12 protein-coding genes are annotated in these 11,975 nt (G+C 64.4%); 6 read left to right on the top strand and 6 right to left on the bottom strand.

The features are described 5' to 3' along the window. Positions 1-4: 4 nt before the first annotated feature. The 6 genes from IVB24_RS33775 to IVB24_RS33750 form a co-directional block, all read right to left on the bottom strand. Complete coding sequence (locus IVB24_RS33775; RefSeq protein WP_247770747.1) at positions 5-823, bottom strand: YkgJ family cysteine cluster protein; 819 nt, start codon at positions 821-823, stop codon at positions 5-7. 592 nt (positions 824-1,415) lie between these two features. Beyond that, positions 1,416-2,480, bottom strand: a complete 1,065-nt coding sequence (locus tag IVB24_RS33770; RefSeq protein ID WP_247770746.1) for a 2-dehydropantoate 2-reductase N-terminal domain-containing protein — start codon at positions 2,478-2,480, stop codon at positions 1,416-1,418. A gap of 354 nt (positions 2,481-2,834) precedes the next feature. Next, a complete protein-coding gene (locus IVB24_RS33765; RefSeq protein WP_094977106.1) occupies positions 2,835-3,470 on the bottom strand; it encodes a MarR family transcriptional regulator in 636 nt (211 codons plus the stop codon). A 689-nt stretch (positions 3,471-4,159) separates the two neighbouring features. Next, on the bottom strand, positions 4,160-5,485 hold the full coding sequence (gene fliI / locus IVB24_RS33760; RefSeq protein WP_247770745.1) for a flagellar protein export ATPase FliI: 1,326 nt from the start codon (positions 5,483-5,485) through the stop codon (positions 4,160-4,162). A gap of 42 nt (positions 5,486-5,527) precedes the next feature. Next, the gene (gene flgF / locus IVB24_RS33755) at positions 5,528-6,256 is read right to left on the bottom strand and encodes a flagellar basal-body rod protein FlgF (protein ID WP_094977108.1); all 729 of its coding nucleotides are present in this window, start codon (positions 6,254-6,256) and stop codon (positions 5,528-5,530) included. Positions 6,257-6,259: 3 nt separating this feature from the next. Then, complete coding sequence (locus IVB24_RS33750) at positions 6,260-7,045, bottom strand: DUF1217 domain-containing protein (RefSeq protein WP_094977109.1); 786 nt, start codon at positions 7,043-7,045, stop codon at positions 6,260-6,262. A 140-nt stretch (positions 7,046-7,185) separates the two neighbouring features. Between IVB24_RS33750 and motA the strand changes: the two genes are divergently transcribed. From motA to flhB, 6 genes are all read left to right on the top strand, one after another. After that, positions 7,186-8,082, top strand: coding sequence for a flagellar motor stator protein MotA (gene motA / locus IVB24_RS33745; protein WP_247770744.1), 897 nt, complete (start codon positions 7,186-7,188; stop codon positions 8,080-8,082). After that, positions 8,079-9,017 carry a FliM/FliN family flagellar motor switch protein gene (locus tag IVB24_RS33740; protein WP_140481046.1) on the top strand — a complete coding sequence of 313 codons (939 nt, stop codon included), beginning with the start codon at positions 8,079-8,081 and terminating at the stop codon, positions 9,015-9,017. Before motA ends, IVB24_RS33740 begins: the two co-directional genes overlap by 4 nt. Next, entirely contained in the window at positions 8,998-9,309 is a 312-nt protein-coding gene (locus tag IVB24_RS33735; protein ID WP_094977111.1) for a hypothetical protein, read from the top strand. The genes IVB24_RS33740 and IVB24_RS33735 overlap by 20 nt, the downstream gene beginning before the upstream one ends. 76 nt (positions 9,310-9,385) lie before the next feature. Beyond that, positions 9,386-9,775 carry a flagellar motor switch protein FliN gene (gene fliN, locus IVB24_RS33730; RefSeq protein ID WP_094977112.1) on the top strand — a complete coding sequence of 130 codons (390 nt, stop codon included), beginning with the start codon at positions 9,386-9,388 and terminating at the stop codon, positions 9,773-9,775. 2 nt (positions 9,776-9,777) lie between these two features. Then, positions 9,778-10,818 carry a flagellar motor switch protein FliG gene (locus IVB24_RS33725; protein ID WP_247770741.1) on the top strand — a complete coding sequence of 347 codons (1,041 nt, stop codon included), beginning with the start codon at positions 9,778-9,780 and terminating at the stop codon, positions 10,816-10,818. A 13-nt stretch (positions 10,819-10,831) separates the two neighbouring features. Further along, a complete protein-coding gene (gene flhB, locus IVB24_RS33720) occupies positions 10,832-11,917 on the top strand; it encodes a flagellar biosynthesis protein FlhB (protein WP_247770734.1) in 1,086 nt (361 codons plus the stop codon). Positions 11,918-11,975 lie beyond the last annotated feature (58 nt).

Genomic DNA, 11,975 nt, shown 5'->3' with positions numbered 1-11,975 from the left:
GCGTTCAGGCGTGATTCGATAGCCGTAAAAGTGCGGGCCGATAGGGGGCTTGCGGATCGTCGTCCTCGTTCTCCGGGATGACGCAGGAGCCGAATTCCTGCCTGATCCGCTCGATCTCGGCGATGCGCTCATGCAATCGCTGCAAATGTTCCGGCGACGTCGCCCGCCAGAACCGGAACGTGTCGGCCGTCATCGGCACGAAGGCCGTGCCTGATAGCGTCGGTTCGGGAACGAGGGTGCGCCCGAGCAGCAGGAAGCGGTCGGTGCCGGAGACGATCAGGGTCGCATAGCCCCGGTTTCCGATCCGCCTGATGCCATTCAGCGACCATTCGGCGAGCTTGCTGAAATACGGCTCCTCACGCCAGCGATCGGGGCAACGGTCGTCCACCGTGACGTTCACGGCATCTTGGCTGAAATGGACGATGATCCCCGACTTCGCCGGGAACCAGTCGTCGTCGAGATGCCCCTGCAGCCAGGCGCAGACGAAGGAGCGGCACATCTGGGGGCGGCGGTCGTAGATGGTGCAGCCGGTGCCCGTCTGCCAATGCTTGCAGAGCTGGTTCACCGGCTTGTCGATGGCCGCGACTTCCAAAATATCGCAGCAGGCGTTGCACGATCCGCATTGCCGGGGCAGCGGTGCCGTCTTCGGCAGGCCGGTCGCACGCAGGCCCCGGCCGTCGCGCACCAGCAGCTTCTGCTTCTCCAGCGCGTTCAGCGCACGTTCGATCTTGAGACGGGACAGTCCGGTGGCGTCGATCACGCCCTTCGTGGTCGTCGCGCCTGCCTCGATGGCGCGGACGACGCTCAGCATCATCTGGTCCATTTTTATTGTTCTTGGTCTTCTGGTCCGGTTCCATCAACCAACATTGCGACCCGGGGCGAAACAGGAGCTGAAAACAGGTCTCAGACATCTGATAGAAAAAACTATGTTGCTCATCTATCTGCTTGCCAGGCAAGAAGCCGCGCCCTTCACGCGCGCATGCAACGTTTGCGCAAATGAAGGATCATGCACGGCGCTTTGCGATCGTGTTCAAGCCGATTGCGCGCAGCGGCCGCGACGGTTTTGGCTCAGATCGCGGCGAAACGAGCGCAGTTCGACGTGATGCGCCCTCAAGATATGATGAGCGGCAGGCGTTTTTCACACACACGTGATGTTCGCGCTGCACGCATTCCCGCGCGCGGAAACGACACGTTCGCGTGATCATGGGTGGATCGAGCGAGACCTTGCATCGAGTTGCTCGCGCGTGACATTCGGAACCGGCAGTGCTCGTTCGTGGGGCCAAGGTGACCCGCGCGATCGCGATACCGTTCGAACGGTTTGCCGTTGGCTCGCCCTGATTGCGCTTCAGATCGTCACGGCGGCCGTGGCGTGGGTGGCATGCACGACGTCCGCTGTCGCGGAGGAACGCGCGCCGCTACTGCGCGCCGGATCCGCCCTGCACGATCTTCTCGTTCAGCTTGAGATCGACGGTCTCGACGGTGCGGTCGATCTCGGGGTTGGGCACGCCGAGCTGATGCGAGATCAGCTTCACCAAGAGGTCGACGCGCTCGATGAAGGGCGCGCCGCCCGCGACCGCGCGCGCGGCCGATGACGGCTTGAGCAGGCTTTCGGCGGCCTTGGCGTATTTTGCGAACGGCACCTGGTCCTGCGGATCGGCGCCGAGCTTGCGAGCGATGGCATCGACATGGTCGTAGATCGTCTGCGAGCGCTTCAGGTCGCCGTGCACGGCGTCGCGGATCGACTGCGGCTCGTGCGGCGTGATGCAGCGGTAGTTGCCGGTGAGCAGCATCGACCATTTCGCCAGCGGCACGAACAGAGAATCGAACACTTTCAGCTTCACCGGCACGTCGTGGCCGTCGAGCGTCACGGCGTCGATGTCGGCCTCCAGCTCGCGCAGCAGCTGGTTGTGCTTCTCGTCGGCGAACACCGACGCCTTGAAGTTGGTGGGCAGGCCGACGTGAAGCACGTTCGTGGCTTCTTCCGGCGGACGGAAGGCCTGCGGGTCGGGCGAGCAGAGCGTCACGAGGCCCGGCTCGAACCGCTCCCACACCTGCGCATTGGTATAGGCCTCCTCCAGATCCATGCCGGCGAGCGCCGGGATGCGCTTCAGATAGGGCAGTGGCGGCATGTTCATGATCGACAGGCACGGCAGCTTCGCCGCGGCGATCTTCACCATGAGCATGCGCACCGTGTGGTTGGTATATTGCGGCTCCTGCATCGCAAGGCCGACCAGATCGTAGCGGGAGAGGTCGACATTGGCGGGGGTCACGGCGTCGAGCTTGCCGGGCAGGTCGCGCGAGAAGATCGCCCGGTGCACCGCCTCGTCACGCAGCTTGATGCGCACCTCGGTACCTTCGCGGTTGATCAGCTCAGCGGTCTTGGCGCGGCAGACCAGGGTCACATTGTGCCCGGCCATCAGCAGCTTCGTGCCCAGCAGCGAGCCGTAAGAAGCCCCGAGAATCAATATGTTGCGCGCCATATTCCGTCCCTTTGACAATGTCTGTGATTTTTGGGCCCGGCCGTCATCAGCGGGCGAGTTTGTCGGCATCTAAGGCGAAGTTCGCGGGGATGGCAACTGGGATAATGCATACAAGGCGGTGCCGGGTTCCCGGCCGCCGGGTGGGGGCATCAGGACCCCTCACTCGGAATCGCCGACCCGTTGGCTGCATCGGGGCTGCCAGATCTTGCCCGACCGACGAGACCCGCTTTGGGGCCGTCAAAGCCGCCCGAAGTTCCACTTAACCGAAATTAGCTGCGAGATCGGCAAGAAGTGTCTGCGAGTTGAACGGTCGCGCCGTCGAACCTGGCACCGTCTTGCGGGCGCGGCGCTCTCTCAGCCCTGGCTTGCGACCCGCGCGCGGTCGAGATGCTCCTCGATCTTCGGGCGGTCGCGGGTGCGTTCGAAGCTGGTGCACAGCAGTTCGGTCTCTTCGAGCGAGATCGGAGCGCGATACAGCCGGCACATGAATTCGGCACTCGCGCGTGCCTTCGAGGTAGCCGGGCCGCGTTCGGCGAGAAACATGCAGTCGCGGCAGACGCTGGCGTCGAGCCGCTGATGGGCTGCGTCGAGGTGGTTGAGAACCTCGCGGAGCGAATCGCGCAGCCTGACGCATTCGTCGTTCCCGAGCGAGGTGACCGCATTGACCACGTGATTGATAGGGTCGTGCTGGCTCAGGCATTTCTCGCCCTGGGCGGTGATGTGCAGGACGACGGAACGCTTGTCCTCTTGCGACGGCTTGCGCACCAGAAAGGACTTGCCCTCCAGCGTCTTCACGATCTGCGATGCGGTCGCTCTGGTGGCGCCGATGAAGCCGGCGAGCGCGGAAGGCGTGCGCGAAAATCGGTTGGCGCGGCCGAGAAAGCGCAGCGCCATCCATTCCCGATCGCGCAATCCATGCTGATTGCCTTCGAAATACCATGCCCTCGCCGCCTGGACCAGCAGCTCGACGGCTTCCCGTGCCAATGGCATGAATCTACTCCGCCCCCGAGACTTCGTTTGCGGCGCTCAGGAGCCGCTTTGCGCTCCGGCCTGCGAATCCATCGAAAGACATCGAACGGCTGCTGTCGGGCGAGCGAATCGTGTCGAGCTCTGGTTCGAAAGAAGGAATTGCAGCACGTCCCTCCTGGATCGCTGGGGCTCGCGTGCTCCGGAGTGAGAAACCGCGTCGTTGACACGCCAACAGCGTCGTCGTCGCGCGGGAGCCCGAGTTGTCGTCGTCAACGGACGATGGATCGGAATAGTTCAACCGAAGCCCCTGAGTTCAAGTCACACGCAGACGTTTCTTATGTTCCGCCGAAACGATGAATGAGCTTCTCAACAAAATCAAGTAGAGACGCACGCGGAGCTCGGATGTCGCTGCAGGCGAATGTAAAGTTCAAGACAATCTCGCTGCTCGGGACACATGATGGTGAACGCAATACGCTGTCAGGCAAGCAACATGCACTCAACTCTGCGACGCCATGATTGCACAGCATCCTGCTGTCCATGATCGACGCAGATTGATCGAAGCTTGTGCACGACGCCGATCAGTTCGGCGCGTCATCCACAACTTGTGCGTGGAGCCGCGGAAGCGCCAGGGGAATTCGCAGGAATTGCACGTGCCGGTTGTTGGCGTGGTGCCCGCCAAATCGCCCGTGCGGTGGCTTGAGGCGGCGCTGCTATTCGCCCTTCAGCATGTCGCGCAGCTCCCGGAACGGATCGGCGCTCGGGGGCGCCGAAGCGTCCTGCCGCATCGCGCCGTAGATTCTCGGAACCATGTCGACCGCCTGGTCGAGGCCCGAATCACGTCCCGACTGATAGCCGCCCATCAGGCGAAGGTCGCGCGTGTCCTCGTACTTGGCGATCAAGGCGCGCAGCTTGCTGACCAATTCGCGCTCTTCGGGATCCCAGACGTTATGCGCGAGGCGGGAGACAGAGGCCAGAACGTCGACGGCCGGATAGCGCGCCTGGTCGGCGATGTGCCTGGAGAGCACGATGTGCCCATCGAGTGTGCTGCGGATGGTGTCGGCGATCGGCTCGTTGTGGTCGTCGCCGTCGACCAGCACGGAGAAGATCCCGGTGATGGTGCCGGCACCTTCCTCGCCGGGCCCGGCGCGCTCCAGGAGGCGCGGCAGATCGGTGAAGACCGTCGGCGCGTAGCCGCGCGCGACCGCAGGCTCGCCGGCGGCGAGCGCGACCTCGCGGGCGGCATGGGCGAAGCGGGTGATCGAATCGACCATGAGCAGGACCGATTCGCCCCGGCCGCGGAAATATTCCGCGACCGCCATGGCCGTCTTCGGCGCCAGCCGCCGCATCATCGGGCTTTCGTCTCCGGTCGACACGATGGTGACGGCGCGCTGGCGATCGTTGCCCAGCACGTCCTCGATGAACTCGCGCACCTCGCGGCCGCGCTCGCCGACCAGGGCAAGCACCACGGTGTCGAAACCCTGGCTGCGGGCGAGCATCGCAAGCAGTGTCGATTTGCCGACGCCGGAGCCGGCAAAGATGCCGACGCGCTGGCCGGCGCAGATCGGCGCGAACAAATCGATGACGCGTACGCCGGTGCGCAGCGGCTTGTGTACGCGTGCGCGCTTCATGGCCGACGGCGCCTCAGCCTCCGCCGAGACCGCCTGGGGGCCCGGCGTGAGGGGCCCCAATCCATCCAGCGGCGCGCCGAGAGCGTTGATGACGCGACCCTTCCAGCTCGGATCCGGCGCAAAGGACAAGGGCGGCATCCGGTAGGCGACCGAGCCGAGTCCGCCGGCGAACTGGCGGTCGAACGGCTTGGCGATGATGCCCTCGCTGTCGATTCGCACCACCTCGCCGATCTGAGGCTTGCCGCCCGAATTGACGCCGATGAGTTCGCCGAGCCTGACGAAGCGCGACAGGCCGGAGACACGGAAATGCGTCGGCGCGATCTCGGAGATCGCGCCGCTGACGCTTGCCAGGGGCGTGCTCTGCTGAAGCTCCAGCAGCGCCCACTCGAGTTGTCGAAGAGCGTTCAAGGAAACCGTCCAACCTCAATCTCAATGCGCGCGGGGCGCAGGCTATTTGCCGGGTTCGCCCAGCGTCCGGATGGCGTTCTGCAGCGAGCTCTCGGTGCCCTCGATCATCGAATTGGTGCCCTCGAAGGCACGCGAGGCCGCGATCAGCTTGGTCAATTCCATCATCGGATTGGCGCCGGAGCCCTCGACATAGCCTTGCTTGAAGCCGTCGCGGGAGAAATCGGCGATGGCGCTCGCAGGCCGGTCCGGCGTCACGCCGGAATTGCCGTAGCGCTCGAGATTGGCGTCAGCAGGGATGCTGAACAGGCCGATCGTGCCGATCTCGTTGTTGTCCTGGGTGATCGCGCCGCTGCGCGCGATGGAGATCGGTCCGCCGTTCGGGTCCAGCGTGATCTGCGCGCCGCCGGAATCGACGACGGGAAAGCCGCTCACGGTCTGAAGATCGCCGTTGGCGCCGATCTGGAGCCGGCCGTCGCGGGTATAGACCGTGCCGTTGGGACCGGCGAAGGCGATCCAGCCCTGGCCGACCACGGCGACGTCGAGCGGATTGCCGCTCTCGGTGATGTTGCCTTGCTCGCGCGAGATGATGTTGTCGCCGGGCGAGGAGAACGCGACCGGGTTCGCGCCGGCCTTGGACAGCACGGTCTCGAACTTCACCACGTCGGTGCGGAATGCCGCCGTGTTGACGTTGGCGACGTTGTTGGCGATCGTCTGGAGGCGCTTTTCGAGGGCGACCTGGGCCGACAATCCCACATAGAGGGCCGATTGCATGACTTACCTGTTGAACCTGATGTTCTGAAGAGTAGCCAGCATGTTCGTATCCATGCTGGCCGAGGATGCGCCGCCGATCAGGATCAGCGCGGAATTGGTCGAGCTGTCGCTCTGGGCCTGGGTCGCGTCCCACATCGCCGCGAAGCGCTGCACGAATTTGGTGACCTTGGCGGGGTCCTGGAAATCGGTGAGCTTGACCTTGTTCGTGATCATCTTGGCCTGGGCGTCGATGTCGGCCGAGCTGATCGTTGCCGGCAGGCCGAGCGCGGTCTGAACCACCTGCGTCAGCGCCTTGTCCGCGAGCACCTGGTAGGCGGTCGTGATCGTGGAGGCCTTGCGGGTGAAATAGAGCGCCAGCCGCAGACCCTCGTTCTGGTCGCCGGCCTTCTGCTCCATCGTCTGCGTGACGTAATGAGTCGCCGTCCCGGTCGTGGCCTGGGCGGTCTTCGTCGCGTTGCTGCCGAGGGCGGCGAAATTGAAGGCGGTGGCGAATTCCCGGTAGCGGGTGTCGGTCAGCTTGTTGGCGAAGGTGTTCTTGTTCCCGACACCCTCGGTCAGCACCTTGCGCATGAACGCCTTGGCATAGGTCATGTCGCTGAGGCCAAAGGCCTTCATGGCGTAGGAATAGAGTCGATAGTCCTTCAGGAAGTCGTCGATCGTCTTCACGTTGCCGATATGGCTCAGGAAATAGTCGGTCTCGCGGCTGACATCCGGCTGTGTCGCGACCTGCGTCAGCGACTTGCCCATGTCCTTGGTCAGCCTGGTGTAGTCCGCGATGGTGGATAGCATGACGCGCCCCTCTGGCCGCTGTTGCGACGCCGCCCCAAGCTGCCGCCGATTGCTTGCGCGGGGCTGGCGAAGCGGGAAGCCAGCCTCGCGCAAGGCTCGCCGACTAGTTATTTCCGGTGGATCGGCGATGGAGCGGCGCGTTGGGCAGTTTCGTGGGGATTTTCATCACGGTAGCGGCGCTGCTCGGCGGATTTGCCGCGATGGGCGGGCATCTGGCCGTGCTCATGCAGCCGTGGGAGTTCGTGATCATCATGGGGACCGCGGTCGGCACCTTCATCGTGGCCAATCCGTGGAAGACGGTGGTGGATACCGGGGTCGCCTGCATGCAGGCCATCACCGGCGCGGTGCCCGGCCAGCGCTACTACCTTGATCTGCTCGGCGCGCTCCACGCCCTGATGCGCGAGCTCAGGGGCAAGGGCCGCAACGAGGTCGAGGCGCATATCGACGATCCCGCGTCCTCCGAGATATTCAAGGCGTTTCCGAGCGTGCTCGGAGATCCCTCGCTGCTCCAGTTCATCTGCGACTACGTCCGCCTCATCATCATGGGCAACGCACGCACGCACGAGATCGAGGCGCTGATGGACGAGGAGATCCACACCATCGTGAAGAGCAAGCTGGCGCCCTATCATGCCCTGGTGACGGTGTCCGAAGCGCTGCCGGCGCTCGGCATCGTCGCCGCGGTGCTCGGCGTCATCAAGGCGATGGGCGCGCTCGACCAGTCGCCGAAGCTGCTCGGCGGCTTCATCGGCGCGGCCCTGGTCGGCACCTTCGCCGGCATTTTCCTCTCCTACGGCGTCCTTTCGCCCTTCGCGATCAAGATCAAGATGACGCGCGAGAAGAAGTGCCGGCCCTACATCATCGTCAAGCAGACGCTGCTGGCGTTCATGAACGGCGCCATGCCACAGATCGCCGTCGAGCACGGCCGCAAGATGATCGCGAGCACCGAGCGGCCGTCGATCGACGTCGTCGAGAACGAGACGATCGCGGGTCCCAAGGCCGTGATCACCGAGCCCGAACCCAAGGCTGCCCGCGCATGATGGAAGACGTCGAGGTCGATCAGCGCAAGCAGCTGCCGAACTATTTGCTGGACGCCGCCGGCATATCGATCGAACGTATGCCGATGCTCAATGTGATCTTCGATCGCATGGCGGCATCGTGCACCGACAGCCTGCAGCCGATGGCGGGAACGCCGTGCTATTTCTCGGTCAACGGCATCACCAACGATCCGCTCGGCGACATCATCAAGGACTACGAGGGTAACGCGGTCGCGGCCGTGCTCTATGCCGAGCAGTGGGACTCGCGCGTGATCATCGTGCTGGACCGCGACTTCGTGTTCACGATGGTCGAGGCGATGTTCGGATCCGACGGGGCAGAACCGCCGCTCGATGTCGAACGCACTTTCTCGAACATCGAGATCCGCCTGGTCCAGGCGCTGTTCGAGCGGTTCGCCAAGGCGCTGCAGAACGCCTTCGCCGGCACGTCGAACGTCACTTTCCGCGTGGAGCGGGTCGAGACGGCGATGGCCTCGCTGGCGATCGGGCGCGCCAGCAACATGTCGATCTGCGCGAACATGATGGTGCAGGCGCTCTACCGCGGCGGCCAGATGTTCCTGATCATTCCGCACTCCGCGCTCAACCCGCTCAGGCAGAAGCTCGCTCACGTCGTCGTCAGCGACGGACGCGCGACCGATCCGCGCTGGCGCGAGCAGATGGAGAGCGAGGTCCACCGAACCGAAGTGACGCTGAGCGCGGTGCTCGACGAGAAGATGATTTCGCTCGAGGACGTCGTGAAATTCAGGGTCGGACAGGTGATCGAGCTGGAGGCCACGCCGCGCACGCTGGCCCGTCTCGAAAGCAACAACCAGGTGCTGTTCTGGTGTCAGATCGGTCAGCTCGATGGCTATTACGCCATGCAGGTAGCCGATCCTGTCGATCAGAAACGGGAGTTCGTCGATGATATCCTATCTCGTTGATGCCGTGCTGTTGATCGCGCTCGCCTTCACCAGCATGCGGGTGACCCGGATGCACCGCGAGCTGGCGCGGCTGCGGAGCTACCAGGGCGAATTCTCCACCATCGTCCACGAGACGGCGGGTGCCTTCGACACGGTCATCACCGCGGCGCATGATTCCACCGCCAATCTCGGGCGCCTCGCCAACGTGCTGAGCACCAAGATCGATCAGGCCCACGAGGCGATCGCGGCGCTCGATGCGAGGAGCGGGCTCGCGCCCGCGACTGCAGGCGGCGCCGAGGTGAACAAGCACTGAAGCGAGAGCCGGCAGAACCCATACGAGCGGAACGCCAGGGCGCTCCGGGAGTGGAAATACCAAGAGGCGATACCAGATGGCGCAATCCTTCGACTATGACTCTGCCACGCGAGCACCTGCCGCCGACGAGGGGCATGCCGACACGACCCCGCTGGAGCGGCTCGCGGAGATCGCCGCGCGCACGGCGGAGGAGACCGGCAAGTTTGCCAATGTCGATGCCATCCTGCGCATTCCTGTCACCATGCAGGTGGTGCTGGGATCGGCGACCATTCCGGTGGCGAACCTGATGAAGCTCGGACGCGGCGCCGTAGTTCCGCTCGACCACCGGGTCGGCGAGCCCGTCGACGTCGTCGTCAACGGCCGCATCGTCGCCCGCGGCGAGGTGGTCGTCGTCGAAGAGGACAATTCCCGCTTCGGTGTCTCGCTGACCGAGATCGTCGGGCCGCTGGGGCAGGGTGACAGCTGACCATGGCGGCACAGGTCGGCATCGCTCCCGTCAAGCAGCGAGGCGTTGCCACGCTGGGCGGCACGGAAAAGGTCGCGGCGCTCCTGCTGGCCATGGGCCGGCAAGCGGCCGCGAGCGTGCTCGCGCAATTCGAGCCGCAGGACATTCGCATCGTTACCAAGGCCGCGGCCGAGCTGCGGCCGATCACGGCGCAGGAACTCGAATCCATCGTCGAGGAGTTCGCCCAGCAGTTCTCGATGGGCGCCAACATTCTCGGCACCCTCGGCGGCTTGGAGGCCGTGCTCGGCGACGTGCTTCCTGCCGATCAGGTCACGGCGATCATGTCGGACCTGCTCGGCAATTCGAGCCGGTCGGTCTGGGATCGCGTCTCGTCGGTGTCGGAGAATTCGCTGGCGACTTACCTGTCCAAGGAGCACCCGCAGACCGCCGCGCTGATCCTGTCCAAGGTCAAGCCGGCTTGCGCCGCCAAGGTCATGAGCCAGCTACCCTCAAGCCTGCGCAACGAATTGATGCGGCGCGTGCTCAGCCTCAAGCCGATCGTCGACGATGCGATGAAGGTTCTCGAGAAGACGCTGCATGAGGATCTGACGCTCAATTTCGCCCGCAACCTCGGCGCCGACACTTACGCCCGCGTCGCCGACATCATCAACAAGATGGAGCGCGGACATATCGAGGACATGCTCAAGAGCCTGTCGGAGAAGCGGCCGAAATCGGCCGAAGTGCTGAAGGAGCTGCTGTTCACCTTCGACGACGTCGTCAACCTGGCGCCGAAGGCGCGCACCATGATCTTCGACCAGGTGCCGACCGATCGTATCGTCGTCGCGCTGAAGGGCACCGACAAGCATTTCCGCGAACTGATCCTGTCCGCGGTCGCCTCGCGCGTGCGCCGCGTCGTCGAGCACGAACTCGCCATCGGCGAGCCGTCGAACCAGCGCGACGTGCTGGAGGCGCGCCGCGTGATCACCGACCTCGCGCTCGACCTCGCGGAGAAGGGCGAAATCGAGCTCAACCCCGACCAGGAGGATGAGCTGGTCTTCCGCTGACCGCTGAACGGGCATGGCAGAATCATCCGATCAGGAGAGCAAGACAGAAGAGCCGACCGAGAAGAAAGTCCGTGACGCGCTCGAACAGGGCAAGATCCCGGTCTCTCGGGAGGCCTCTATTTTTGCCTCGATGGCCGCGCTGCTGGTCATTCAGGCGTTCCTGATCGGCCAGGGCGTGCAGCAATTGACGCCGGCCTTGAAGAACCTGCTGGACGATCCCGACGGCTTCCCGCTCTCCACCGGCGCCGACGCACAGAACCTGCTCACCGTCGTCAGCCTCGAGGCACTGCGCTTCCTGGTGCCGCTGGTCGTCACCCTCGGCGCGTTCGGGCTCGCCGCCTCGTTGCTGCAGAACGCCCCGCGCCTGGTGCTGGAGCGCATCAAGCCCGACCTGTCGCGAATCTCTCCGATCAGCGGCTGGAGCCGTCTGTTCGGAACGCAGGGACTGGTCGAGTTCGCCAAGTCGCTGTTCAAGCTGGCCGCGGTGACTTCCGTGGTCGCCTTCGTGCTGCGCTCGTCCGAGGCGAAGGCGTTCGAGGCGATGTACACCGATCCGGTTGCGCTGCCGGAGATGATTCTCAACATCGCGATGCGGATCGTCTCGGCGATCTGCATCGCGACCATCGTCCTGGTGGCGATCGATCTCGCCTGGGCGCGCTTCCACTGGCGGCGCGAGCTGCGCATGACCAAGCAGGAGATCAAGGACGAGCACAAGCAGGCGGAAGGCGATCCGCTGATCAAGGCGCGCCTGCGCTCGCTGGCGCGCGACCGCTCGCGGCAGCGGATGATCGCGTCCGCATCGCGCGCGACGCTGGTGATCGCAAACCCGACGCATTTCGCGATCGCGCTGCGCTACAACCGCGAGGAAAATCCCGCGCCTCTCGTCGTGGCCAAGGGCATGGACGTGATCGCGCTGAAGATCCGCGAGGTCGCCGAGCAGAACCGGATTCCCGTGATCGAGAACAAGGCGCTGGCGCGGGCACTCTACGAGGCGGTCCATGTCGATCAGGTGATTCCGGCGGAGTTCTTCCGGCCCGTGGCCGAGATCATTTACTTCCTGCAGTCGAAGCAGGCGCCGCGGACCGAGAAGGTCCAGTAGATTTCCGAGGACGACGTCCTGCCCAACAGCTTGACGAAAGCTTAACGCCCTAGGCTTC

Source organism: Bradyrhizobium sp. 192, assembly GCF_023100965.1.
Lineage (GTDB): Bacteria > Pseudomonadota > Alphaproteobacteria > Rhizobiales > Xanthobacteraceae > Bradyrhizobium > Bradyrhizobium symbiodeficiens.
The sequence above is the reverse complement of the archived record's forward strand: the minus strand, read 5'-3'. Positions and strand labels throughout refer to the sequence as shown.